Raw genomic sequence first — 23,417 nt, 5'->3', positions numbered from 1 at the left:
ACCATATTTTGAGCTTAGGCTTCCGTGAGGGAAATTTCTATTTAATTCCTGTATTAGTATTGTTCGTGGCTAGTATTGTCCGTGGATAGTATAGTTCGAGAGAAATATCGTTCAGATTCTGAAATCCAGGAAAGCAATGGCAAAACAGGGTTATGAAGAATATTAGCAAGCTTAAAATGCTGGATCCTGGATCTGTCAGGGAGGATTTCCGTCAATGGTTTGGGACCGGGTTGGGGAGATCCCTGCTGGCCAGTCAAAGGCTTGCCGTAGAGCGATGCATATCCCGCTATTTCGGATACCATCAGTTGGAGTTACTGGTCGATCAGGATCACGGAATCGCTGAGAACAGTTTGCTGGGGCACCGAATTGTCGCAGTACCCAAACTGGAAGAGGAAGCGGGAGACGGTGTTCTTGTCTGTGAGCCCCATGAGTTACCGCTGGTATCGGACAGTATTGATCTGGTGGTGCTGCATCATACGCTGGACCTTTCGCCTCAGCCTCACCAAGCCTTACGTGAAGCCTGCCGGGTGCTGCGTTCGGGTGGACACATTGTCATCGTCGGTTTTAATCCGGTCAGCACTTGGGGCTTGAGCAAGTATCTTCACCGTAGTCGTAAAGCGCCCTGGTCAGGGCGATTCATTTCAGCCGTAAGGCTTGAAGACTGGCTGAATCTTCTCGATCTGCAATTACATGAAGTCAATTATAGTTTTTACACTCCGCCCGCAGCGAATCTGCGCTGGCTGAGTCGTTTGGCTTTTTTAAACCGGCTGGGCAAAAAACTCAAGCTTCCGCTGGGGGCATTCTATATCATACAGGCGCAGAAGCGCGTCGGTGGCGTGATTCCCCTCAAACCAAAATGGCAAAGAAGAGCTGTTACCGGAAACGGAGCAGCAGTCGTTCAATTCACACCTTATAGAAAGAATGAAAAAAGTTGAGATTTATACCGATGGGGCCTGCAAAGGAAACCCCGGTCCCGGTGGATGGGGCGTTGTGCTTATTTATGGCAAGCAAAGAAAAGAACTCTGGGGTGGCGAAGCAAACACCACCAACAACCGAATGGAACTCACGGCAGCCATTCAGGGATTGAATGCCTTGAAGCAACCGTGCCAGGTGGAGCTTTATACGGATTCCCAATATGTTCGCAAGGGGATTACGGAGTGGATGACCAACTGGAAGAAGAAGCAGTGGAGAACTGCTTCGGGAAGCCCTGTGAAGAACAGTGAATTATGGAAGTTGCTCGATGAGGCTTGTCAGAGGCATCAGGTGAGCTGGCATTGGGTGAAAGGGCATAGCGGCCATCCCTTGAATGAGCTGGCAGATGAGCTGGCTAACCGGGGAGTGCTGGAGCCTTCCTCCGGTGTGTGAAATAAACTACTGAAGAATTAACAAATTTATATGCGTCAAATTGTACTGGATACTGAAACAACCGGTCTGGAGCCTTCGCAAGGGCACCGGATTATTGAAATTGGTTGTGTTGAAATCATTGATCGGAAACTTACCGGAAATCATTACCACGTCTACATCCAGCCTGATCGCGAAGTGGATGTTGAAGCATTTGAAGTGCATGGCATTTCGAACGAGTTCCTGGCAGGAAAGCCCCGATTTGCGGAAATTGCTGACGAGTTCCTGAATTTTATCAAAGGGGCTGAGTTGGTCATCCATAATGCGGCGTTTGACGTCGGGTTTATCGACCATGAGTTTGCCATGTTGGGTAAACAATATGGTAGGACGCAAGATCATTGTGGTGTCGTTGATACGCTACTAATGGCGCGTAAGAAGCACCCTGGCCAGAAAAACAATCTGGATGCCTTGTGTCGACGATACGGAATCGATAACAGCCACCGTGACCTTCACGGAGCATTGCTCGACTCGGAAATTCTGGCTGACGTCTACCTCATGATGACCGGTGGGCAGACAGCGCTGATGCTGCATGGCGGTGATGGCGACGGCGACGAAAGTGCGACCGAAATCAAAAGGCTTTCGGCAGATCGTCCCAGGCTAAGAGTGGTGAAAGCCAGCGAAGAGGAGATGTCTGCTCACAATGAAAAGCTGGATTCTATAGAAAAAAGCTCCGGCGCTTGTCTTTGGAAGCAGTTGGACGGCTGAATGCTGATTTAGTCAGACTGACCCGTCCTAATATATGGACCAACAAAAAAGGCGCTGTTGAGCGCCTTTTTTGTTGCAGTAGAGTCAGCTATTTATGGTGAGCTGGTTCTATGTAATGAATCAGAAAGCTCTACAGTGTCAGGTTAACCATTAAGAGGCCGATTCCCCCCATGACGACAGTGTAAGGTGCTGCCATGATCACCATCTTCCCATAAGAAAGTCTGATCAAGGGAGCAATGGCTGAAGTCAACAGGAATAGAAAAGCAGCCTGGCCATTGGGAGTGGCAACACTAGGCAGGTTAGTTCCGGTGTTAATAGCGACGGCTAGTGCTTCATAATGCTCACGGGAGATCTGTCCGGCATCGAAGACCCTTTTGACTTCATCAATATAAACGGTCGCAACAAAGACGTTGTCGCTGATCATGGAAAGAACGCCGTTCGCGATGAAGAACATGGAAGGCTGGATCGATTCATCCATTGCCAGAACCGCGTTGATGATTCCGGAGAAAAGGTGCTGTTCATGGATGACGCCCACTATGGCGAAAAAGACAACGAGAAGCGCGGTAAAGGGTAATGCTTCTTCAAATGCTTTGCCGATCTGATGCTCTTCAATGATGCCGTTGGCAGATGTCTGGAGGATGATCACCATCAGGCCGATCAGTCCCACCGCAGCCAGATGGAAGGCGAGGGCAAATATCAAAATGGCGGCTACACATCCCTGGACCAGCAATTTGGACTTCTGCTGCAGGTTCATCTTTTTACTTTCTTCAGCGTCAAAATCTTCGAGAATCTGTCTGACGGAATCCGGAATATTTGAGCCATAGCCGAAAGTTTTGAGCTTCTCCAGGGCGCAACAGGTCAAAAGACCGGCGACCAGCACCGGAAGGGTGATGGGGGCCATGCGGATAAAGAATTCAATAAAGTCCCAGCCCATCTTGTCGGCAATCAAAAGATTCTGGGGTTCACCCACCTGGGTGCAGACACCGCCCAGCGCGGTGCCCACTGCGCCGTGCATCAGCAGGCTTCGCAGGAATGAGCGGAACTGTTCCAGGTCTTCCTTCAGGTGTTGCTGAACCTGTTGATCGTCACCATGGTCATGATCGTGACCAAAATGCTTGCCGGAGGCCACCTTGTGATATACAGAATAAAAACCGACGGCCACACTGATGATAACAGCGGTAACGGTCAAGGCGTCCAGGAAAGCGGAGAGAATGGCGGATACCAGGCTGAATAGCAGGGAGAGAGTTATCTTGGAACGAACATTCAAAAGAATCTTGGTGAAGACGAAAAGCAGCAGGTCTTTCATGAAGTAGATGCCTGCGACCATAAACACCAGAAGCAGGATGACTTCCAGGTTTCCGGAAACTTCGTGGTACACCACTTCGGGACTGACCATGCCTATAATGACGGCCTCAAGAGCCAGGAGTCCGCCGGGTTGCAGCGGGTAGCATTTCAGGGCAAGTGCGAGAGTGAAAATAAACTCAACAATCAGTAGCCATCCGGCCATATAGGGACTGATCATAAATAAGATTGGATTTATAATCAGAAACCCGATGATTGTTTTCTTGTACCAGGAAGGGGCATGTCCCAGAAAGTTGTTGTAAAACGCCTGCGGTAGGGTCGTCACCATAGCAATTTGTTCCTTAGGTTGAAAACCGAGGTTACTCCGATTGAAAAACCTGAAAGAAAAACAATAAAGCGAGAGGTTTTCTTATGGTTATTCTCAAATCAGCTAAACTGTTCGAAGCAAATTGAAGAAAAATGCCGTATGGATCACGGAACTGGGTGCGGAGTTTACCAAAATATCGTCACAATGCAGCAAATAATTGAAACATGCTATTTCTTGTTTAACTTGAATTTTGTGTTATAAGTTAGTAATAACAGGGCGTTTTTACGTTTTTTAACATTGTTAACAAATCAATTTTCACCAGCTCCGCAGGGTTTTAAGGGCAGGGTATATGGCTGACGCGACAATAGCCGCGAAAAAATCTACATCATTTGATCTGGTAGAAAAGGAAATCAGTAACACAATTGAGCAGGCTGAATTAAGTCTTGAACGTTTTCAGGAGAACCGTGAAAGTGGTGAAGATTTACAGAACTGCATCGATTTCCTAAACCAGTTGCGAGGCATTTTCACTCTGATTGAATTGCAGGGTGGGACTATTCTGTGCCAGGAATCTGTGGCGATAGCCAATGAGGTTCCGGTTGGCGCTAGTGAAGACAAGAACAGCTTGCTGGCGTCCCTCAGTCAGGCGTTATTTATTCTGCGTCGGTACGTGGAATATTTTGATCGTCGTCGTGAGGATCATCCCGAGCTGTTGCTGGACATTATCAACGGCTTGAGGCAGTCCAGAAATGCCAAGCCGCTGCCAGACAGTTATTTCTTCGACGTGGAATTTCAGCGTGTCACGCCGAAGCCACTTTCCGATACATCCATTCAGCCAGAAGTATTCGAATACCGTAGTCGTCGGCTTCGTCATATGTATCAGGTAGGGTTACTCAACCTCCTGAAGAAGAGCGAGCGTGAGGTTGGATTCAAGCTGTTGAATCGGGCTGCGGATGGTTTTGCCAAGCTCTGTAAGGGCTCTTCCATTGCTGAGCTATGGAGGCTGACAGCGCTGGCAACGAATCTGATGTTGAAGAACAGCATGACGCTGACCGGCACCCGGCAAAGGGTGTTTATGAGGCTTGAAAAGTACACCAGGGAAATGGTGAAGCTGGGCAAGGTGGCGACAGCCAAAACCATTTCGGAAACTGTTGCCAAAGATCTCGTTTATATTATTGCCCTGAGCGGTGATCACTCGGAAAAGGTCCGGGAAGTCCTGGCTGGTTTCCAGGTGTCTCCACTGGAATTTGATGAAACAAAACTGGTGGCCCACCGCAGTCTGTTGATGGGACCTGGCAGTGATGTTCTAAGTTCACTTGCCAAGGCGCTTCATGAGGAAATCAACCATATCAAGGATAAGCTCGATATTATTGAGCGCGGGATAGATTCCGACGATACCGGATTGCAGCAGATTGGCGATAGTCTGGGCAAACTGGCAGATACCCTGACGATGCTTGATCTCAAGCGGCTTAGCGATCTTGCAAAAGGCCTGCGTGCCAAACTGCAGGAGTGGAGCAAAACCGGTCGGCAGCCCAATGACAATGAACTGATGCTGATTGCCGATTCAGTATTGAACATTGAGCAGGCGGTTTCCCAATTGGAAGATGAGGGGCTGACCTTTGAGACTGATAAGATCGCTGAGCAGAAATCGGATGTGCAGTCCAGTCCATACCTGACGGAAGCGCATATCGTTGTGGTCGGTGAGTCCCAGGCAGGGTTGGCGCTGGCTAAACGGGCAATTACTGCATATCTTGAATCCAGCGGCGACAAACTGCATCTGGCCAATGTTCAGAGTGTGCTGGATGGTGTGCTAGGGGCGCTGCTGATGATAGAGCAAAGTCGTGCCGCTAAAGTCCTTAAGTCCATGGCTCGGTGCATTGAGGAGAAACTGCTTCGCAGTGAATCCAAGCCGGAGGACCACTTGCTTGAAACGCTCGCGGATGCCCTGACATCCCTGGAATATTATGTCGACAGTCTGGGACGTAACGCCGAAGGTAATGCGGAGCTTTTGTCACTGGCAGAAGACAGCGTCGGTTCGCTGGGATACTGATAGGTCAGGGAGGAAATGCTGCAGGTGGGAAGCAGCGTCATTGATCGACGTCTGATGACATCGAGGCCGGAATATCGTCATGCTCTATTCCATTGTTAGTAGTATCCTGATCGTTATCGCTCTTTTGATTGGTCTGGGAGCGATTTGGACCATCATCCGACGCTCCTGGTTTATGGCCTGGATTAAGGCGAGTGTTGCCTTGATCGTTGTGGCTGTCGCGGTCTTACTGGTTCTGGTCGCCGTTGATCTTATTCAATTCAAGAGTTTTCAGACAGATGTGCCCGTCGCTAAGGTGAAGCTGAAGCGAATGGGAGAGCAGCAATACCGCATGGTCATGGAAATTCCTGAAGAGGATGAACAGGAATTTGTGCTGTCAGGAGATTTGTGGCAACTGGATGCTAGGTTGATAACCTGGTACGGGCCTTTGGCTGCCGTGGGAATGAGACCGGGCTTTCGGTTTGAGCGAGTCAGCGGACGTTATTACTCGCTGGAACAGGAGCAGCACGCAGAGCGCACGGTTTATGCGGTTGACCATGTGGACCCTGGTATCGACTTCTGGCAGTGGTTGCTGAATTCGGACAGTTTTCCCTGGATTAAGGCGCGCTATGGAAGTGCCACATTTTTACCGATGAAGGATGGGGCTGAATTTTCCATCGCAATCGGGGTGGACGGGCTTGTTGCAAAGCCGCTGAATACTCAGGCAGTGGAAGCGTTGCAGGATTGGAAATAGATCATCCGAAAAGTAGTCCGTTAAAAAAGCAATCCAAAAAAAGCGCCGGAAGGCGCTTTTTTATTCGGTTGTGCCGGGAAATCAGCTGATGCTGAACAGCTCGCCGAGTTTCATCGCCAGCATCATGTCGCCTTCAGCGCGCAATTGACCAGCCATAAATGCCTGCATACCGTCAGTTTCGCCGCTAACAATGCCTTGCAGGGTTTCTGAGTTCATGATCAGGGTAACTGAAGGATCACCGTGGTCTCCTGCTGCCAAGTCGCAAGAGCCATCTTTAACGATCAGGTGGTAGTTGTCTGCGTCTTCGATAGCAAATTGGAAAATCAGGTCAAGACCGGACGCTGCGTCAGCGTTGAAGTTATCTTTCAGCTTCTGAAAAATTTGTGCAACAGGCATAGTGCGTTCCCTTTATTTGTTAGGACTCAATTGTTGTCATCGGACCTGGGCCCGGTGTCGCTGAAACGAGATTTCGTAAATCATTTTGTCTTTCCTGGTTTTATGGCAAAACAAGGAAAATACCTCTAACAGCATCGAGGCTTGAATTTAGGGGCTTTGAGTAGCGCTGTCAACAGTTAATCGAACGCTTGTTTGAATTTTTGTAAAAAGTCCTCATATATATGGGGGCATTGTGGGTTGTGTGGGGATGCTCAATGTGCGTTAGGTGTGAATGGTCAAAGGGCCGTGGAAGATTTCACGTTACTGTTGCCATCAAGTACTTAAGTTCCTCGCTATAGTCTGTACAATGGCGTTTTTTGGTGAGTGGAAGAAGGCTTCTTCCCGCCGTTATTGGAAAATATTCAGTCTTACTCAGGAGTAAATACGTTGGAGTTCTTAACCGACTATGGTCTGTTTCTGGCAAAGTCAGTCACCCTGGTGGTGGCGATCCTATTTGTTGTCGGTTCGTTGGTCGCCCTAGGGCAGAAACAGAAAAAACAGCACGATGGTGACATCGATATTACACATCTGAATGACCGGCTGAAGAAGTTTAAGCAGGCACTTGAGGATTCCATTCTGAGCAAAGATTTAATCAAGTCTCAGGAAAAGGCTCGCAAGAAGAAGGCAAAGGAAGAGAAAAAAGCCAGGAAGTCTAAGCCGGTTGAAGAGTTGGAGGACAAGGCGAGGGTGTTTGTTCTTGATTTTGACGGTGATATCAAAGCTTCCGAAGTCTCCAGGTTGCGTGAGGAGATCACGGCGGTTCTCACACTGGCAAAGGACAAGGACGAAGTTGTTATCCGGCTTGAAAGCCCTGGTGGCATGGTTCACGGATATGGACTCGCGGCCTCTCAGCTTGAGCGCATACGCCAGAAAAATATTCCATTGACGGTGTGCGTTGACAAAGTCGCTGCCAGTGGCGGTTATCTCATGGCCTGTCTGGCCAACAAAATTGTGGCCGCACCTTTCTCCATCATTGGTTCCATCGGTGTTGTCGCCCAGTTGCCTAACTTTCATCGACTGTTGAAAAAGCACGATATCGATTTTGAAGTGCTGACGGCGGGTGAGTACAAAAGAACGTTGACGGTTTTTGGTGAGAACACAGAAAAGGGTCGCCAGAAATTTGTTGAAGACCTGGAAGAAACGCACGTGCTCTTTAAGGAATTCGTGAACGAGCACCGCCCACAGGTAGATATTGATGAAGTCTCCAAAGGAGAGATCTGGTACGGGAGAAGGGCGCTGGACAGGCAGCTGGTAGATGAGATCATGACCAGTGATGATTACCTTGCCTCGAAGTGTGAAGAGTCTGATGTCTATCTTGTGCACTACCTGGAGAAGAAAAGCCTGGCAGAAAAAGTGGGCTTGTCTATGGCAAAAGTGGCCGAGACGCTGGCGCTAAAAGTGTCTAAACTGAGCAGTAACAAAGTTTAAATGGATAGGCTTGGCAAGAGCCCTGATGAGGTTTGAATAATGGCAGCGGAGAGCAGCTTCAGAGCGTTACGGGCAGTAGAAAAAGATGAGGGTTTCTTTGTTACTGAAATTCAGGAGATGCCGTTAGCATCTCTTCCTGATCATGATGTTTTGATCAAGGTGCGATACTCCTCACTCAATTTCAAGGACGCGCTTTCCGCCCACGGTCACCGGGGGGTTACCAGAGAGTTCCCGCATACGCCGGGTATCGACGCTGCTGGTGTTGTGGTGGAATGCGGATCCGGAGCTTTTGCTCCTGGTGATGAAGTACTGGTGACCGGTTATGACCTGGGGATGAATACTCCAGGAGGATTTGGTGAGTATATCCGGGTTCCTTCCGACTGGGTCATCAAAAAGCCTGCCCATCATGACTTGCGTTATTTCATGGTGTTGGGGACAGCGGGTCTGACAGCCGGATTATCGGTGGACAGGCTGGCGACAACGGTTAAGCCTTCGGATGGTGAGATCCTGGTAACCGGAGCGACAGGAGGGGTCGGCTCTATTGCTGTCGCTCTGTTGGCGAAGCTTGGGTATCAGGCGGTGGCACTGACGAGTAAGGTGGATCATAGCGATATGCTGGTGCGTTTGGGTGCTCACAGAATAGTTGATCGTTCCTATGTTGAAGACTTGCCGGATAAAAAAGCCCTGTATAAAGAAACCTGGGCGGGTGTTGTGGACACCGTTGGCGGTTCGCTGTTCTCAAAGGCGGTAAAAGCCATTAACCACAGTGGGGCTGCAACAACGTGCGGCATGGTCGCCGGGACTGAAGTATCAACGACAATATTCCCCTTTATCCTGAGGGGAATATCGGTATTCGGTATTGATTCAGTTGAAATCTCCAAGGCCCGTAAAGAGCGGATCTGGCAGTTATTCGACAATGAATGGGCGCTGACCAACCTTGACGGCATTTCTCACGATATTTCTCTTGAAGAGCTTCCTGCTGCGATTGAGAAAATTCATATGGGTAAAATGCTCGGCCGTATGGTGTTGAGGCACAATCCTTAAAGCTGGTGTCCTAATGCCTTGTTGAGAGTCCAGGCGGCAGGCGTATAGCTCAGAGGACTGCAGATGAAGAACTGAAAACCCCAGGCGATGATGTCGTCTGGGGTTTTTCTTTTTAGTCTCTTCTTAATTTGTCGGAAATGGCGATTGGGCTTTGGAAATTCAGGACGACGATGTAAGAGGAGAGCATGAACATCAGTATTGCCGTGCTCTGAATGAGCATGGACGCGGCTTCTCCTATCATTTTCTGTGATAGGGCAAGGAACGAAATAAGTAGTGAGAACTCGCTGATTTGGCCAAGCCTGAAGCCAATTTCCCATGAATCCTTACGATCTTCTTTCACCATTCTCAGTAAACCATAGAAAATGGTTGGCTTGGCGGCCAGTAGCACCAGAGAGAGAATCAATGCGGGAATCGCTATCTGTGGCAGCAGGGCGATATTGAGGCTGGCGCCCAGAGAAAAGAAAAATAATACAAGAAAGAAATCCCGCAGAGGCTTCAGGCTCTCGGCGATATATTGGGAAATCGGGCTGGTAGCGATGGTAACCCCGGCAATAAACGCACCTATCTCCAGAGAAAGTCCGGCTGTTTTGGCAATCTCTGCCACACCCAGACACCAGCCGATCGCCAGAAGGAAAACATATTCATGGAAGCGGTCAAACTTAGCAAACAGCTTCAGGAGTACATATTTGACGACCAGATACGCTCCCCCAATAATCATCGGTAGAGCAAGGAAGGTTAAGCTGATATTGCTGGCAGAAAGATTTTTGTCTCCGGCAGCGAGGATCAGCAGGGCAATGATCGCGATGAGATCCTGAACCAGCAGTAGTCCGACCACCAGTTCGCCCACATGACGGTGGTGCAGGACGGTCGTAGGCAGGAGCTTGATACCAATGATCGTGCTAGAAAAGGTCACGGCAATGGCTACCACACCAGCTTCGGTTTGGGTGAATCCGCTGGCAAGGGCGACTGAGTAACCCACTGCTGCAAACAGGAGAGAGCTGACAAAAGCGACAATGGTGGCTTTCCTCAGTACGTGCAGCAGCGCTGAAGGCTGCATGTCCAGCCCCAGCAGGAAAAGCAGGAAGATGATGCCAATCTCGGCAATGTCGGACAGCAGCTGCAGGTTGTCAATTAATGAAAAGCCATAAGGGCCAACCATAGCACCCAGAACAATATAGGCAAGGATCAAAGGTTGCCGAGTCAATAAGGCAATCGAGGCAAGAACAGCAGCCCCTGAAAAAATAAGGAAGAAGGAGTAGACGATATTGAGATCCATGACCAGTCCGCTAGAGAGTATCTGTTAAGGTTATAAGCAGCTCGAAATGCTGTCAAAGGCCGGTTTAGTTGATGATTGCCAATATTCTACCGAATGAGTAACGACAAATGTTAGTGGGAAATCGGATTGCGATAGTGACTGGTGTCAATCGCGCCCGGATCAGGTAAATAAATGGAAAATAAAAAAGGCAGATGATGATCTGCCTTTTTTGTGAGCAATTTTAAGCTCTGCGCCGGAAAAGCGGGAGTGGCTGGTCTGTGCCGGCCTGATAAACCTCTGTAAAGGTTGTCAGACCTGCCAGGGCCTTCTCCGCAGAGCGGTCCGGTCTCAGTGCAAAGCTGTTGAAGCCACAGCGTTTCATGTAAAACAGCTGATCCAGAAGTACGTCACCCATTGCACGCAATTCGCCCTGGTAAGAATGGCGCTCACGGATCAGGCGGGCGATGGAATAGCCACGACCGTCGGCGAACTTGGGAAAGTTGACGGCAATCAGCGCCAGCTCAGAAATATGATCAGCCAGCGCTTCTGGTTCTTCATCACTATCCAGCCAGACTCCGATGTCTGCCCTGGAAGACAGTGAATCTTTTTGTGCGAGCCAGGTAGCAAGAGGTACGACAACTTTTCCTTCAGGAACTTGCTGCTGATCCGCTGCCTCTGCTTTCTCAAGATAGACCCACTGGTCTTCAAAGATCTGGCCGTCGAGAATCAAACTAGGCATAAACGCGCTCCTTGAAAGGGGTTAATCCAATGCGCCTGAACGTGTCGATGAATAATTCTTCGCCGTTCCGCTTGTCGACATACACCTGAAGAATTTTTTCGATCACATCAGGCATTTGCTCGCGGGCAAATGAGGGGCCGAGGATCTGGCCGATAGAAGCATCCTGGCCTGAAGCGCCGCCCACAGAGATCTGGTACCATTCCTCGCCTTTCTTATCCACTCCAAGCACGCCGATGTTGCCCACGTGGTGATGACCACAGGCATTCATACAGCCGGAGATGTTCAGATCGAGCTCTCCCAGGTCATAGACATAGTCCAGGTCATCGAATTTTGCCTGCAGTGCCTCTGCTACCGGGATGGACTTGGCGTTGGCCAAGGAGCAATAATCGCCGCCAGGGCAGCAGATAATATCGGTCAGTGTGCCGAGGTTGGGGGTCGCGAACCCCAGAGGTTTGATCTTTTCCCACAGTTCAAACAGACGGCTTTGTTCCACATCACCAAGTACGACATTCTGTTCGTGGGTAACCCGTAATTCACCGAAGCTATATTCGTCTGCCAAATTTGCCAGTTGCTCGATTTGACTGTCGGTCACGTTGCCGGGTGGAACGCCAAGCTTTTTAAGCGTCAGGTTGACGATGGCGTAGCCAGGTTTTTTGTGGGGCACTACGTTGCGGTGATACCAGTTGCTGAAGTATTTGTTTTCAGCAAGTGGGGTAGCCAGTTCGGAAGGCTGGTTATCAAGCGCTTGATAATCAGGATCAACAAAATGACTCTTGATGCGTGCGATTTCGACATCTGTCAGTTTGGTTGGGCCGTCTTTCAAGTGTTCCCATTCGGCTTCCACTTTCTCAGCAAAGCCTTCCGGTGTCATGGCTTTCACCAGTATTTTAATACGTGCCTTGTACTTATTGTCCCGGCGGCCGTAGCGGTTATAAACGCGCAGAATGGCTTCCAGGTAAGTCAGCAAATCATGTTCCGGCAGGAATTCGCGGATCACGGAACCAATCATTGGAGTCCGGCCAAGGCCTCCGCCGACCAGGACCTTGTAGCCCAGCTTGCCGGATTCGTCGGTGATGATCTGTAAGCCGATGTCGTGAACATGAATCGCTGCACGGTCAGTGTCAGGGCAGGAGTTCACGGCTATCTTGAATTTCCTTGGCAGGAATGCGAATTCAGGGTGAAAGGTCGACCACTGACGAATAATTTCGCAATAGGGGCGGGGATCTACAAGCTCTTCCTGTGTAACCCCGGCATACTGATCAGTGGTGGTGTTGCGGATGCAGTTACCACTTGTCTGGACGGCGTGCATTTCAACTTCTGCAAGTTCCGCCAGAATCTTTGGAGCATCTTCCACTGTCGGCCAATTCAATTGGAGGTTCTGGCGAGTCGTGAAGTGGGCATAACCCTTGTCGTAATCCCGGGTGACTTTTGCCAGACGGCGCAGTTGAGTTGATGACAACATGCCGTATGGAATACAGATTCTCAGCATCGGTGCCAGGCGCTGAACATAAAGTCCATTTTGGAGACGTAAAGGTAAAAACTCTTCCTCGCTCAGTTCTCCGGCAAAATAGCGGTTGGTCTGATCCTGGAACTGATTTACCCGATCCCGAATAATTCGGTGATCGTAATCGTCGTATTTATACATTGAGATTACCTAATAAGTACCAGCGTGTTTAATATTCACAAACTTTTGAGTCTTCACGACGGCCTTGGCCTTGCCAGAGGCCTGCTTATTGTTACCCGCATTTTCAGGGGGCTAATTTTACAGGAACTTCTTATAATTAAAACGGCTATTTAAATATATGTTTAGAATCATTATTTATTAAAAGATGATAAACCCTAATCGTTAGTCATTGAAAATCAATATCTTCTTGATCCTGCAGGAAAGCTGTTATACAAAACAACAGGGTCGGTTGGTGTTGCTGTACCGCCAATAGATCCGGGAAGTCCCTTTCGACTATCAAACAGGAGCGTTCCATGGCTGACAATAATAATCAAAGCATTAACCAGGATTCCGATAGTAAAGTAGATGCCATCGCAGCCGTTGTACTGGTGGTGAGTATTGCCGCAATGATGATCTTGTGGGTAGCCAGCCACTAGGGTCCATTGAACCATCTAATCACTGGCAGGCTGCAAGTACATAACACCGCAGATGATGCGGTGTTTGTATGTTCAGGTGCTTAATTCATCTTCAGGTGAGCGATTCATCGCCGACCATCGCTAGTCGAGAAAGCACGGTCAGGCTCCGGCCGAACTCAATACAACCTTAACAATCATGGCAATCGCCAAGACAAATAGCACCCCGAAGATGATTCCCCCGACGATATAGACTGCAGGACTCTTTTGCTGAAAGTCCCGCTGTTGTGCCTTGCTGCTCTGAACGCCGAAAGCGGCGCCCAGAACACTGACAATCAATTGCCAGAATGATGGTTTGGTTTCTCTTGAAGTGTCTTTCTTTTTATCCATTTCCACTCCTCGGGGTTCCGGGGATTAACTGTCATAGCCGAGATTGGGTGACAGCCAACGCTCAGCCTCTTCCATGTTCCAGCCTTTACGGGCTGCGTAGTCTTCCACTTGGTCTTTCTGGATTTTACCCACCGCGAAATACTTGGAGTCCGGGTGGGAGAAATACCAGCCGCTGACAGCGGCAGCGGGATACATGGCATAGTGTTCTGTGAGTTTTACGCCAGTAGCATCTTCCGCCGCCAGTAAGTCGAACAGTTTTCTTTTTTCTGTGTGATCGGGGCAGGCCGGATATCCAGGAGCCGGTCTGATACCTTTGTATTTTTCCTTGATCAGTGCTTCGTTGTCCAATACTTCATTCGTGGCATAGCCCCAGAATTCTTTTCGGACTCTTTCGTGCATATGTTCTGCAAAGGCTTCTGCAAGGCGGTCAGCCAGTGCCTTAACCATGATGCTGCTGTAATCGTCCTGGCGTGCTTCGTATTCGGCAGCCAGTTCTTCAGCGCCGATGCCAGCTGTCACCACAAATCCACCGACATAGTCGAGCTTTCCGGATTCCCGTGGTGCCACATAATCGGCCAGACTGATATTCGGGTTTCCTGCGCCACGGTCATTCTGCTGGCGAAGATGATTGAGAGTTACCAGTTCAGACTGGGCGGTTTCGTCAGAAAAGATCGTTGTGTCTTCGTCGCCGGTTTTGTTGGCCGGCCAGAATCCGATAACGGCTCTGGCTTTGATCAATTTCTCATTGATGATTTTCTTTAGCATCACCTGGGCGTCGTTGTACAGCTGCGTGGCTGCTTCACCGATAATCTCATCGCTGAGAATTTTGGGGTATTTGCCAGCAAGATCCCAGGAAATGAAGAATGGCGTCCAGTCGATGTAGTCCACCAGGTCTTCCAGTGGATAATCATCAAATACCCTGGTTCCGGTGAATGTTGGTGCCGGGGGAGAGTATGCGGACCAGTCGGCTTTGAAAGCATTTTCTCTGGAGGCAGACAACGTCATGGCTCGATTGGCGGGCTCGCGGCCTTTGCGGCGCTCCCGAACCATGTCGTATTCTGTTCTGATTTCTTCTACATAGCCGGTCTTTTGAGTATCGCTGATCAGCTTGGTGGCCACGGCAACACTTCTGGAGGCATCAGTAACATAAACAGTGATGTCGTTCTTATACTGTGGCTCTATTTTGACCGCAGTGTGAGCTTTTGAAGTGGTGGCGCCACCGATAAGTAGCGGAATGTTGAACTCCAGCCGCTGCATTTCCTTGGCAACATGAACCATTTCGTCAAGAGATGGGGTGATCAGTCCGCTAAGACCGATGATGTCCACGTTTTCTTCTTTGGCTACCTGTAGAATTTTCTCACAGGGAACCATAACGCCCAGGTCAATGACCTCGTAGTTGTTACATTGGAGAACAACGCCGACGATATTCTTGCCGATATCGTGAACATCGCCTTTCACTGTCGCCATAAGGATTTTGCCCTTGGACTTGGTGCCTTCTCCTTTTTCGGCTTCGATAAATGGCACCAGATGGGCAACCGCCTGTTTCATGACCCTGGCGCTTTTGACCACCTGGGGAAGGAACATTTTGCCCGAGCCGAACAAATCACCGACAACATTCATGCCGGACATTAACGGCCCCTCAATAACTTCGATAGGGCGGTTGGCTTGTTGTCTGGCCTCTTCGGCATCTTCCAGGATGTAGGTGTTTATACCTTTTACCAGTGAGTGTTCCAGCCTCTTTTCTACCGGGAGAGAGCGCCACTCCAGATCTTCTGTGGATTTCTTTTCTCCAGTCGAGCGGAAGTTCTCCGCGGCTTCAAGAAGTTTCTCTGTGGCCTCAGGGTTTTTGTTGAGCACTACATCTTCGACCAGACTCTTCAGGTCCGCAGGGATTTCATCATAGATCACCAGCTGGGCGGGATTGACGATTCCCATGTTCATGCCGGCATTGATGGCGTGATAGAGAAATACTGAGTGAATGGCTTCCCGCACCGAGTCGTTGCCACGGAAGGAGAAGGAAACGTTGCTTACACCACCGGAAACACTGGCATAAGGAAGATTCTGGCGTATCCAGCGGGTGGCTTCGATGAAGTCCACTGCATAGTTGTTGTGTTCTTCGATTCCGGTCGCAATGGCGAAAATATTCGGGTCGAAAATAATATCCTGGGGTGGGAACCCAAGGCCCACCAGAACATCATAGCTGCGTTTACAAATCTCGGTTTTGCGCTGCAGAGTGTCTGCCTGGCCCTGTTCGTCAAAGGCCATGACCACAACGGCGGCGCCATAACGCATACATGAACGGGCTTTGGTGATGAAGTCCTCTTCGCCTTCTTTCAGGCTGATAGAGTTCACAACGGCTTTGCCCTGAATGCAGCGAAGTCCCGCTTCGATCACTTCCCATTTGGAAGAGTCGACCATAATAGGAACACGGGAAATATCAGGCTCAGAGGCCACCAGATTCAGGAAGTTGACCATGACTTCCTTGGATTCCAGCATGCCTTCATCCATGTTGATATCGATGATCTGCGCCCCGTTTTCCACCTGGTCGCGAGCGACGTCCAAGGCTTCTTCCATGCTGCCTTCTTTTACCAGACGCAAAAAGCGACGGGAACCGGTGACGTTGGTGCGTTCACCCACATTCACAAACTTGATTTCATCATTAAGCGTGAATGGCTCAAGGCCGGATAGTCGCAGGCGCGGGGTGATGTCAGGAATCTGACGGGCCGGGTGTTTTTCTACGGCTTCCTTGATGGCTTTGATATGTGCAGGTGTTGTCCCGCAGCATCCACCGATGATATTGACGAATCCGTCTTTGGCGAAACCTTCGACAATGGCGGCCATTTCCTCTGGGGTCTGGTCGTATTCGCCAAATTCGTTTGGAAGACCCGCATTGGGGTGTGCACTAATGAAGGTTGTGGCCTTGTTGGACAGCTCTTCCACATAGGGGCGGAGAGCGTCGGCGCCCAGGGCACAGTTCAGGCCGATGGAAACAGGTTTGGCATGGGAAACTGAGTTCCAGAATGCTTCAGCGGTCTGACCGGAAAGTGTGCGGCCGGAAGCATCAGTAATCGTGCCGGAGATCATGATGGGAAGATCAATATCATGATCGATGAAATATTGTTGAACCCCATAAATACAGGCTTTGGCGTTCAGGGTATCAAAAATGGTTTCGATGAGAATGATGTCAACATCGCCGTCTACCAGGCCTCTTGTGGCATCGTAATAATTGTCCACCAGGGTTTGGAAATCCACATTCCGGTAGCCTGGGTTATTAACGTCCGGGGAAATAGAAGCGGTTCTTGAAGTAGGTCCCAGGACACCGGCAACAAAGCGGGGCCGATCAGGAGTTTCCTGAGCTTTTTCATCTGCGGCTTCACGGGCCACTCTGGCTGCAGCAACATTCAGTTCGTAGACAATATCTTCAAGACCGTATTCTGCCTGGGAGACTGCGGTAGCATTGAAACTGTTGGTCTCGATAATGTCTGCCCCGGCATCCATATAGGCTTTGTGAATATCCCTGATGATTTGAGGCTGGGTCATGCAAAGCAGGTCGTTATTGCCTTTTATATCCCGGTCGAAGTCTTTGAAACGTTCACCACGATAATCCTTTTCTTCCAGTTTATATTGCTGGATCATGGTGCCCATGGCGCCGTCGAGAATCAAAATTCTCTCTTTCAGGGCCTGGTGGAGTGCTGCGATGTTTTGGCGACGGTTTGCGCTCGTTGTCATGTTAAAACCCGTTTCAGACGTCAACTGATATAAAAAAGGGCGAAAATAGTAGCAGAAATGCCCGGGGGATGCTGCATTCAAGCCGATATTTTAGTTTTAGGACTCATTTCAGAACTTGTTTGTCGGTATATGGGCCCCATAATGTAGTGATATGCCTTACAATTTGTATCATTTAACTATAACCGAGTAAATTGGTAGGGCTTTAACCGGGAAGCGTTTTCCTCTAAAATGCCCGCAACATTAAGACTTGGATGTAGCAGGTCAGAGCTTAACAAAATAAAGTGAGAATCAATGGTTACTGTTACCGAATCCGCCCAGGATTACCTGGCGCAACTTCTTGAAAAGCAAAAGGTGGAAGGTATCGGCGTTCGTATGTTCGTTACCCAGCCAGGGACTAAATATGCGGAGACCTGTCTGGCCTATTGCAAGCCTGAGGAAGTGATTGAAGAAGACGAAAAGCTGGAACTGTCCCAGTTTGCCGTTTACCTGGATCGTAGCAGCTTGCCGTTCCTTGAAGATGCCATTGTCGACTTCAACCAGGAAAAAATGGGTGGTCAGCTCACCATCAAGGCTCCCAATGCCAAGATGCCTAAGGTGAATGAAGATTCCCCCTTGCCGGATCGTATCAACTACATCCTATACACTGAGATCAACCCAGGTCTGGCAGCACACGGTGGTGAAGTGTCGCTGGTGGAAGTGGTCGATGAAGGCGTTGCCGTACTAAAATTCGGGGGCGGTTGTCAGGGGTGTTCCGCCGTTGATATGACGCTCAAGCATGGTGTTGAAAAGACGCTTTTAGAGAGAATTCCAGAGCTGAAGGGCATCCGGGATGCGACTGATCACACCAACACGGAAAACGCTTATTATTCTTAAGTATTAAAGAAAATAAGAGTTAGAAAAAAGGTGGGTATATCCCACCTTTTTTGTACTCTGCTATAAATAGCCCTTATCTCTCTTTTGCCACATTTCCCGCGCTGAATTGAGAGACTCCTCCATCGTTTGATTCTGCAAATGTTTAAGCACAAGTGCTGCTGTGGAGATGACGGCTTCGGTGGCGTATTCATCGTCCGATTCCGCACGCCATAAAGCTTGCATGGCCGACACCTCAAGGGAATCCGGTTTCACATGGCGTCGCTCGAAGAGTGCGGGCCAGGTTTCTTCATCAATACTGCCACTATCGACAAAGCGGGCCAGGCAATCGTTATCCGGGTTGCGCTCAAACTCTCCGCCTTCACCTTTGATGACCAATGTTTTGGGATAATCCAGTAACAGCCCTGTCTGTTGGTGAATGGGGCTATAGGGAGGGTGAAAAATCCCTTGAACCACAAGTGATGCTTTTAGCGGGTTCAACAGTCTTGCCATTGAGTGAACCGGTGAGCGTAGCCCCAGAATGGATCTCATCTGGATGATATCGTGCAACCTGGGTGAGAGGGCCTCTAAAGGCAGGTAGGCAAAGTTGTTCTTGCTCAGTTGTTCCTCAACATCCGCCCAGTTTGCGGCTACCGGAAGACCGAGTGTGGTCATCACATGACGCGTATACAGTCGCCCCTGTGTATGGCCCTCTGCACCGTGCATAAAGATCCTGATACCGTTCTGAGCCAACATTAGGGCCGAGAGTAGAAACCAGGGCTGGTGGCGTTTCTTGCCGGCATAGGAGCTCCAGTCCACGTCAACGCTCAGTGAGGGAGCTTGGAAGCGTTCCTGGGCGGCTTCCACAAAGCCTGCCAGTTCTTCTGGGGATTCTTCCTTCACCCGGAGCAACATGAGAAATGCTCCTAACTGCAGATCCAGGCATTCACCATCGATAATCATGCCCATGGCGGCGCGGGCCTCTTCACGGGTCAGCGAACGGCTGCCCTTTTTCCCTTTACCCAGGATTCGTACAAAAGGGGCAAACGGATGTTCATTGCGTTCTTTGGGGAAATTTTCCTGCACAACTGGCGTGTTCATTATATCTTTCATCAGTAGGGGAATCGTCTACAGGCAGTTATTTGGTTTGGGGAGCCCTGCGATCTTGCAGACCATTTTGGCAGGCCCTTCCCGGAATAGTTTAAGGAGATACATACTGCTTCCTTTCTCATCTCCCAGTTGCTGCTTCACCGCTTTCACCAGCACACGGTTCACCGGGGAGAGTCCAAACTCCTCATAAAATTGGCGAGCGACCTGGATGACTTCGAAATGCTCTTCGCTGAGCTCGATGCCTTCATTTTCAGCAATCACATTGGCTAGCTCAGGATTCCATTGATGGATATCCTTAAGAAAGCCCTCTTTATCAAAAGTCTGTGTCGTCATATGGCGGCCTAGAACCAGGAAAGTGTATTTTGCGATTGCTCGGTCAGTTCAACAAACCCGTTATAGTCTACCACTGCGACCGATTCTGCTTTAAGCTCGCTCAGCCCTCTGGCGCCCAGATCTTCGGATAACACATAAATGCCGGCATTTTGAGGCGCTTTGCCAAGCAACTGGCTGGTAAGGGGGCTATCTGTCGCCCAGACTACGCCGTCTTCAATGAATATCAGAGCGTCTTTGTGGGACATCGTTTCGATGCACCGCTGTAGTAGAGCGGATTGAAGCGTACCCTGGTTAAAAATATGCAAAGTCGTCATGTTATCAGTAACTTAAAAGTAAAAATGGCTAAAAAGTGAAAATGGCGTCCGCCTGATGAATGGTTTCGGTGATTTTGGTCCTGTCCACCGGTTGTGCAGGGATGGCTAACTGACTCTCGGTGATTCCTCGTGCCTCCATGTCCATCGCATCAACAAGAATAGTGTCGACACCGTACATTTCCAGGGCCTTAAATCCTTTTCGGTGGTCTTTTATTCCAATGTCTGCGGTATCGCCGTCTTTCATCAGTTGATAAATGCCGTCCAACTGAAATATCAGGGTGACATCCTGATCAAATACAGAGGCAGCGAGCACAGCGTCGAGGCCTTCGGCCCCCAGAGCATTTCCGAACGGACTGTTGGAAAAGACAAATAACAATCGTTTGGCTGACATTATCTGGCTCCAAAGGTAATCACACGGTCGGATTTCAGACTTGCGTCCACCAATTGTCCCAGTCCGGAAAGTTCAAAGCGGTCATTCAGGGAGTGTTGGGTGCGTTCATATCTCGCGGCTTCCTGTTCGTTGATAACGCCGCGCTTGATACCGGCACCGATACAGACGACAAAATCTATCTCATGTTGCTGCTTCAGTTCATGCCAGGCTTTGGGTAGCAAGTCATCGTCCTGAGGGGAAACAACCAGTGACGACCCATTGGTTGCGCCGTCGTGATAGAAAAAAATACGGTAAATGCTATGGCCCCGTGACAACGCTGCCTGGATGAATTGATAAGCCGAGTAGGGCGCTTGCGAAGAGTGGGGAGCGCCATACACTACGATGCTGTATATCACTGGTCGTGTCCGTTGAATATCTTGAGTTAATACAGGTTAAGTCAGCCGGAAAAGAGCAGACGAAAAAAAGCCCGGCATAGGCCGGGCTTCTATTATAGCGTGAAGGCTACTGCCTTGTTATCAATCATCACCTGCAAAAGCCATCAGAATATTCAACAGGCTGATAAACAGGTTGTAGATTTGGGCATACAGGGAAACCGCTGCCAGGATGTAGTTAGTCTGGCCGCCATGAACGATCGCACTGGTTTCGTAAAGAATCGCAGCAGAGGCAAACAGGACAACCGCCGCCGAAATCGCCAGTGAAAACGCTGAAGACTGTACGAACAGGCTGATCACTATCGCGCCAACAATGACAAAGAAACCGACAGTCAGGAAGCTGGACAGGAAGCTGAAGTCCTTTTTGGACACCAGGGCAAAGCCGGAAAGTCCAAAGAAAGCAAACGCGGTCAGGCCAAGTGCAGTGGTAACCGTTTCAGCAGCACCCATGCTCACATAAAAGCCAATGATGGGACCAAGCGTCAGGCCAAGGAGTCCTGTAAATGCAAACGCGAGCACCAGTCCCCAGACACTATTGGCTACTTTGTGTATCACAAAGGTGATGGCCAGAGCCGCGAAAAAGGCTCCGTAGTGCATGATAGGGTTGAACGCCATACCCATCGACAAATACGCCGTCAGGGCTGAAAACGCTAGCGTCAGACCCAACAGCCAGTAGGTGTTTTTTAACACATTAGCTGCAGTCGCAGAGTCGACCTGAGTTCCGAAGCCACTCATACGGCCGGCAACTGCTGACATATTAGCGTTATGAACGCGCCGGTTTTGCATTAGATCCTCCCAGATTTGATTAATGCAGTGAATAATTGATGACAAATATCAATTTAATATCAACCTAGGACTCATAATAAGGACGCCGGAGCTAATTTCAATGTTTTAATTCCCCGTCATTCCTTAAATCGGGTTAATTTGGTGTGAGGGTGTCATCTATTAGGAATAGGAGACCGATTTCTGTACAAAAGAAAAGGAATCTAAGAAGATCTTAATCAAAGCGTTGACAGCTAATAATTTTTGAGTATCATGCACGCTCGTGTCTCGGCAGACACATCTAAACGGTGAGCTGGCTGAGTGGTTGAAAGCAGCGGTCTTGAAAACCGCCGTGGGTTAATAGCCCACCCGGGGTTCGAATCCCTGGCTCACCGCCACTTTTTTTCTTTCTTTAGTTTCCTCATAACAATTCCTCAGCGAGTCGTTGCTGTAGCGATCACCATAAAGTGTCCTAAACACACACAAAAGTTGTCCCGAAATAAAAAACTGTACGTTTATTTATAGTTTTCCCTTTATCTGAAAATTTTGTTCTAAATTCCCGGTTAGAAGTCGCCCGCAGCACAACTCACAGATATCTATACTCTGTTTACTCTCCGGAATTATTAAGCCACTACAAAAAGATAGAAGGGGCACTTGCCGGTAGTTGTTTGTCAGACAAATTTTCAGCGACCGGCAGATGCCCTGAATGTAGTGGTCAGCCAGCCTGGCCTAAATTGTCTTCACGATATCTGACCAGATCTTCAATCGTCAGCACAGGCATTTGATGCTTCTCTGCAAACGCCACAATTTCTGGCAGGCGGGACATGGTACCGTCCGGATTGGTCAGTTCACAGAGAACACCGGCTGGTTGCAAGCCTGCCAGCCGCATTAAGTCCACCGTGCCCTCGGTGTGTCCACGGCGTGACAAAACCCCGTCGGGTTGGGCCCGGAGGGGAAATACATGCCCTGGATGAGCCAAGTCTTCAGGCCGGCTATTTTCGTCGATGGCTGTGCGGATAGTGGTAATACGGTCTGCGGCTGAGACGCCAGTAGTCACGCCATGTTTGGCCTCAATGGATACGGTAAAAGCTGTGCCGTTTTTGCTGGAGTTCTGGTTGACCATCATAGGAAGCTGAAGTCTTCGTATCACATCATCAGTCAGGCAGAGGCAGACAATGCCGCTGCACTCACGAATGAGCATGGCCATTTGGGGTCTGGTTAGTGTTTCGGCGGCGAAGATCACGTCACCTTCATTTTCACGGTTTTCATCATCTACCAATAGGACACCCTGGCCGTTTCGAATTGACTTCAAGGCGTTTTCAACGCGTGTTAATGGATCTCCAAAAGGTGTTAGGAGCGATGTTGTTTGCAGATTCATGTTGTCTCCTGATTAAGTTTCCTGAATCAGGGAGTAGGGGGCCGACCCATAATGGGCTGGCCAACAGGCGTACATATGCCTGGACATGCAGTCTGGCAATAAGAAGCCTTATCCTCTCCCATCCGGACTGTCACCGTCGGCTCCGAATTCTCATCGGATCTGCTGTCCCTGTTAAAAAACAGGCGCTCGCGGGCTCACCCAAATGGGTATACCGCCGGTAGGGAATTTCACCCTGCCCTGAGAATAAGTGTTAATTGATCA

General features: G+C 49.4%; 23 protein-coding genes, 1 tRNA gene and 1 riboswitch. Of the genes, 10 read left to right on the top strand and 14 right to left on the bottom strand.

Annotated features, from left to right (window positions below; genetic code table 11):
- Positions 1 to 152 precede the first annotated feature (152 nt).
- Genes BTA51_RS07360 through dnaQ form a run of 3 tightly spaced genes read left to right on the top strand, consistent with a single transcriptional unit; the run spans position 153 to position 2,106 of the window.
- A complete protein-coding gene (locus BTA51_RS07360) occupies positions 153 to 935 on the top strand; it encodes a class I SAM-dependent methyltransferase (RefSeq protein WP_094706804.1) in 783 nt (260 codons plus the stop codon).
- Positions 922 to 1,365, top strand: a complete 444-nt coding sequence (gene rnhA / locus BTA51_RS07355) for a ribonuclease HI (RefSeq protein ID WP_094706803.1) — start codon at positions 922 to 924, stop codon at positions 1,363 to 1,365. The genes BTA51_RS07360 and rnhA overlap by 14 nt, the downstream gene beginning before the upstream one ends.
- A 30-nt stretch (positions 1,366 to 1,395) precedes the next feature.
- Complete coding sequence (dnaQ, locus tag BTA51_RS07350) at positions 1,396 to 2,106, top strand: DNA polymerase III subunit epsilon (protein ID WP_094706802.1); 711 nt, start codon at positions 1,396 to 1,398, stop codon at positions 2,104 to 2,106.
- Positions 2,107 to 2,236: 130 nt separating this feature from the next.
- Here dnaQ and nhaB read toward each other — a convergent pair whose 3' ends face one another.
- Positions 2,237 to 3,736, bottom strand: coding sequence for a sodium/proton antiporter NhaB (gene nhaB / locus BTA51_RS07345; protein WP_094706801.1), 1,500 nt, complete (start codon positions 3,734 to 3,736; stop codon positions 2,237 to 2,239).
- 328 nt (positions 3,737 to 4,064) lie between these two features.
- Between nhaB and BTA51_RS07340 the strand changes: the two genes are divergently transcribed.
- Positions 4,065 to 5,762 carry a chemotaxis protein gene (locus BTA51_RS07340; RefSeq protein ID WP_094706800.1) on the top strand — a complete coding sequence of 566 codons (1,698 nt, stop codon included), beginning with the start codon at positions 4,065 to 4,067 and terminating at the stop codon, positions 5,760 to 5,762.
- Between the two features lie 79 nt (positions 5,763 to 5,841).
- Positions 5,842 to 6,492 (top strand): multidrug transporter, encoded by a 651-nt coding sequence (locus tag BTA51_RS07335; protein WP_094706799.1) that lies wholly within the window; start codon positions 5,842 to 5,844, stop codon positions 6,490 to 6,492.
- 81 nt (positions 6,493 to 6,573) lie between these two features.
- On the opposite strand, the gene BTA51_RS07330 is transcribed toward BTA51_RS07335, so the two are convergent.
- The gene (locus BTA51_RS07330; RefSeq protein ID WP_094706798.1) at positions 6,574 to 6,888 is read right to left on the bottom strand and encodes an SCP2 sterol-binding domain-containing protein; all 315 of its coding nucleotides are present in this window, start codon (positions 6,886 to 6,888) and stop codon (positions 6,574 to 6,576) included.
- Positions 6,889 to 7,314: 426 nt separating this feature from the next.
- On the opposite strand from BTA51_RS07330, the gene sohB reads away from it, so the two are divergent.
- Together sohB and BTA51_RS07320 are read left to right on the top strand one after the other, a co-directional pair.
- Complete coding sequence (sohB, locus tag BTA51_RS07325; RefSeq protein ID WP_094706797.1) at positions 7,315 to 8,355, top strand: protease SohB; 1,041 nt, start codon at positions 7,315 to 7,317, stop codon at positions 8,353 to 8,355.
- A gap of 39 nt (positions 8,356 to 8,394) precedes the next feature.
- On the top strand, positions 8,395 to 9,399 hold the full coding sequence (locus tag BTA51_RS07320) for a YhdH/YhfP family quinone oxidoreductase (RefSeq protein ID WP_094706796.1): 1,005 nt from the start codon (positions 8,395 to 8,397) through the stop codon (positions 9,397 to 9,399).
- Between the two features lie 112 nt (positions 9,400 to 9,511).
- Here BTA51_RS07320 and BTA51_RS07315 read toward each other — a convergent pair whose 3' ends face one another.
- The 3 genes from BTA51_RS07315 to BTA51_RS07305 form a co-directional block, all read right to left on the bottom strand.
- Positions 9,512 to 10,675: a cation:proton antiporter gene (locus BTA51_RS07315; RefSeq protein WP_094706795.1), complete on the bottom strand. Its 1,164-nt coding sequence runs from the start codon at positions 10,673 to 10,675 to the stop codon at positions 9,512 to 9,514.
- Positions 10,676 to 10,895: 220 nt separating this feature from the next.
- On the bottom strand, positions 10,896 to 11,393 hold the full coding sequence (locus BTA51_RS07310) for a DUF934 domain-containing protein (protein WP_094706794.1): 498 nt from the start codon (positions 11,391 to 11,393) through the stop codon (positions 10,896 to 10,898).
- Complete coding sequence (locus BTA51_RS07305) at positions 11,386 to 13,038, bottom strand: nitrite/sulfite reductase (RefSeq protein WP_094706793.1); 1,653 nt, start codon at positions 13,036 to 13,038, stop codon at positions 11,386 to 11,388. The genes BTA51_RS07310 and BTA51_RS07305 overlap by 8 nt, the downstream gene beginning before the upstream one ends.
- Before the next feature lie 332 nt (positions 13,039 to 13,370).
- On the opposite strand from BTA51_RS07305, the gene BTA51_RS30765 reads away from it, so the two are divergent.
- Positions 13,371 to 13,493, top strand: a complete 123-nt coding sequence (locus BTA51_RS30765) for a hypothetical protein (protein WP_256385707.1) — start codon at positions 13,371 to 13,373, stop codon at positions 13,491 to 13,493.
- 138 nt (positions 13,494 to 13,631) lie between these two features.
- Here BTA51_RS30765 and BTA51_RS07300 read toward each other — a convergent pair whose 3' ends face one another.
- Both BTA51_RS07300 and metH read right to left on the bottom strand, forming a co-directional pair.
- Positions 13,632 to 13,859: a DUF2970 domain-containing protein gene (locus BTA51_RS07300; protein WP_094706792.1), complete on the bottom strand. Its 228-nt coding sequence runs from the start codon at positions 13,857 to 13,859 to the stop codon at positions 13,632 to 13,634.
- A gap of 24 nt (positions 13,860 to 13,883) precedes the next feature.
- On the bottom strand, positions 13,884 to 17,588 hold the full coding sequence (metH, locus tag BTA51_RS07295) for a methionine synthase (protein ID WP_094706791.1): 3,705 nt from the start codon (positions 17,586 to 17,588) through the stop codon (positions 13,884 to 13,886).
- 291 nt (positions 17,589 to 17,879) lie between these two features.
- Between metH and nfuA the strand changes: the two genes are divergently transcribed.
- Positions 17,880 to 18,461 (top strand): Fe-S biogenesis protein NfuA, encoded by a 582-nt coding sequence (gene nfuA / locus BTA51_RS07290; protein ID WP_094706790.1) that lies wholly within the window; start codon positions 17,880 to 17,882, stop codon positions 18,459 to 18,461.
- 60 nt (positions 18,462 to 18,521) lie between these two features.
- Here nfuA and BTA51_RS07285 read toward each other — a convergent pair whose 3' ends face one another.
- From BTA51_RS07285 to BTA51_RS07260, 6 genes are all read right to left on the bottom strand, one after another.
- On the bottom strand, positions 18,522 to 19,538 hold the full coding sequence (locus BTA51_RS07285; RefSeq protein ID WP_168188095.1) for a glycosyl transferase family protein: 1,017 nt from the start codon (positions 19,536 to 19,538) through the stop codon (positions 18,522 to 18,524).
- A 27-nt stretch (positions 19,539 to 19,565) separates the two neighbouring features.
- The gene (locus tag BTA51_RS07280; RefSeq protein ID WP_094706788.1) at positions 19,566 to 19,880 is read right to left on the bottom strand and encodes a TusE/DsrC/DsvC family sulfur relay protein; all 315 of its coding nucleotides are present in this window, start codon (positions 19,878 to 19,880) and stop codon (positions 19,566 to 19,568) included.
- 8 nt (positions 19,881 to 19,888) lie between these two features.
- Positions 19,889 to 20,194, bottom strand: coding sequence for a sulfurtransferase complex subunit TusB (gene tusB / locus BTA51_RS07275; RefSeq protein ID WP_094706787.1), 306 nt, complete (start codon positions 20,192 to 20,194; stop codon positions 19,889 to 19,891).
- Positions 20,195 to 20,222: 28 nt separating this feature from the next.
- Positions 20,223 to 20,585 carry a sulfurtransferase complex subunit TusC gene (gene tusC / locus BTA51_RS07270; RefSeq protein WP_094706786.1) on the bottom strand — a complete coding sequence of 121 codons (363 nt, stop codon included), beginning with the start codon at positions 20,583 to 20,585 and terminating at the stop codon, positions 20,223 to 20,225.
- On the bottom strand, positions 20,585 to 20,980 hold the full coding sequence (tusD, locus tag BTA51_RS07265) for a sulfurtransferase complex subunit TusD (protein WP_094706785.1): 396 nt from the start codon (positions 20,978 to 20,980) through the stop codon (positions 20,585 to 20,587). Before tusD ends, tusC begins: the two co-directional genes overlap by 1 nt.
- Before the next feature lie 120 nt (positions 20,981 to 21,100).
- Positions 21,101 to 21,802, bottom strand: coding sequence for a Bax inhibitor-1/YccA family protein (locus tag BTA51_RS07260; RefSeq protein WP_094706784.1), 702 nt, complete (start codon positions 21,800 to 21,802; stop codon positions 21,101 to 21,103).
- 283 nt (positions 21,803 to 22,085) lie between these two features.
- On the opposite strand from BTA51_RS07260, the gene BTA51_RS07255 reads away from it, so the two are divergent.
- Positions 22,086 to 22,176: transfer RNA gene (locus BTA51_RS07255), tRNA-Ser, on the top strand.
- Positions 22,177 to 22,493: 317 nt separating this feature from the next.
- Here the strand turns inward: BTA51_RS07255 and ribB are convergent.
- A complete protein-coding gene (ribB, locus tag BTA51_RS07250; RefSeq protein ID WP_094706783.1) occupies positions 22,494 to 23,156 on the bottom strand; it encodes a 3,4-dihydroxy-2-butanone-4-phosphate synthase in 663 nt (220 codons plus the stop codon).
- A 106-nt stretch (positions 23,157 to 23,262) separates the two neighbouring features.
- Positions 23,263 to 23,405: riboswitch (FMN riboswitch) on the bottom strand.
- Positions 23,406 to 23,417 lie beyond the last annotated feature (12 nt).

It is taken from the genome of Hahella sp. CCB-MM4 (assembly GCF_002260525.1).
GTDB lineage: Bacteria > Pseudomonadota > Gammaproteobacteria > Pseudomonadales > Oleiphilaceae > Hahella.
The sequence above is the reverse complement of the archived record's forward strand: the minus strand, read 5'-3'. Positions and strand labels throughout refer to the sequence as shown.

What these genes read in the sequence shown, in the direction of transcription:
- BTA51_RS07360 (WP_094706804.1), top strand. Translation starts at nt 153, where the DNA reads ATGAAGAATATTAGCAAGCTTAAAATGCTGGATCCTGGATCTGTCAGG.
- rnhA (WP_094706803.1), top strand. Translation starts at nt 922, where the DNA reads ATGAAAAAAGTTGAGATTTATACCGATGGGGCCTGCAAAGGAAACCCC.
- dnaQ (WP_094706802.1), top strand. Translation starts at nt 1,396, where the DNA reads ATGCGTCAAATTGTACTGGATACTGAAACAACCGGTCTGGAGCCTTCG.
- nhaB (WP_094706801.1), bottom strand. Translation starts at nt 3,736, where the DNA reads ATGGTGACGACCCTACCGCAGGCGTTTTACAACAACTTTCTGGGACAT.
- BTA51_RS07340 (WP_094706800.1), top strand. Translation starts at nt 4,065, where the DNA reads ATGGCTGACGCGACAATAGCCGCGAAAAAATCTACATCATTTGATCTG.
- BTA51_RS07335 (WP_094706799.1), top strand. Translation starts at nt 5,842, where the DNA reads ATGCTCTATTCCATTGTTAGTAGTATCCTGATCGTTATCGCTCTTTTG.
- BTA51_RS07330 (WP_094706798.1), bottom strand. Translation starts at nt 6,888, where the DNA reads ATGCCTGTTGCACAAATTTTTCAGAAGCTGAAAGATAACTTCAACGCT.
- BTA51_RS07320 (WP_094706796.1), top strand. Translation starts at nt 8,395, where the DNA reads ATGGCAGCGGAGAGCAGCTTCAGAGCGTTACGGGCAGTAGAAAAAGAT.
- BTA51_RS07315 (WP_094706795.1), bottom strand. Translation starts at nt 10,675, where the DNA reads ATGGATCTCAATATCGTCTACTCCTTCTTCCTTATTTTTTCAGGGGCT.
- BTA51_RS07310 (WP_094706794.1), bottom strand. Translation starts at nt 11,393, where the DNA reads ATGCCTAGTTTGATTCTCGACGGCCAGATCTTTGAAGACCAGTGGGTC.
- BTA51_RS07305 (WP_094706793.1), bottom strand. Translation starts at nt 13,038, where the DNA reads ATGTATAAATACGACGATTACGATCACCGAATTATTCGGGATCGGGTA.
- BTA51_RS30765 (WP_256385707.1), top strand. Translation starts at nt 13,371, where the DNA reads ATGGCTGACAATAATAATCAAAGCATTAACCAGGATTCCGATAGTAAA.
- BTA51_RS07300 (WP_094706792.1), bottom strand. Translation starts at nt 13,859, where the DNA reads ATGGATAAAAAGAAAGACACTTCAAGAGAAACCAAACCATCATTCTGG.
- metH (WP_094706791.1), bottom strand. Translation starts at nt 17,588, where the DNA reads ATGACAACGAGCGCAAACCGTCGCCAAAACATCGCAGCACTCCACCAG.
- nfuA (WP_094706790.1), top strand. Translation starts at nt 17,880, where the DNA reads ATGGTTACTGTTACCGAATCCGCCCAGGATTACCTGGCGCAACTTCTT.
- BTA51_RS07285 (WP_168188095.1), bottom strand. Translation starts at nt 19,538, where the DNA reads ATGAACACGCCAGTTGTGCAGGAAAATTTCCCCAAAGAACGCAATGAA.
- BTA51_RS07280 (WP_094706788.1), bottom strand. Translation starts at nt 19,880, where the DNA reads ATGACGACACAGACTTTTGATAAAGAGGGCTTTCTTAAGGATATCCAT.
- tusB (WP_094706787.1), bottom strand. Translation starts at nt 20,194, where the DNA reads ATGACGACTTTGCATATTTTTAACCAGGGTACGCTTCAATCCGCTCTA.
- tusC (WP_094706786.1), bottom strand. Translation starts at nt 20,585, where the DNA reads ATGTCAGCCAAACGATTGTTATTTGTCTTTTCCAACAGTCCGTTCGGA.
- BTA51_RS07260 (WP_094706784.1), bottom strand. Translation starts at nt 21,802, where the DNA reads ATGCAAAACCGGCGCGTTCATAACGCTAATATGTCAGCAGTTGCCGGC.
- ribB (WP_094706783.1), bottom strand. Translation starts at nt 23,156, where the DNA reads ATGAATCTGCAAACAACATCGCTCCTAACACCTTTTGGAGATCCATTA.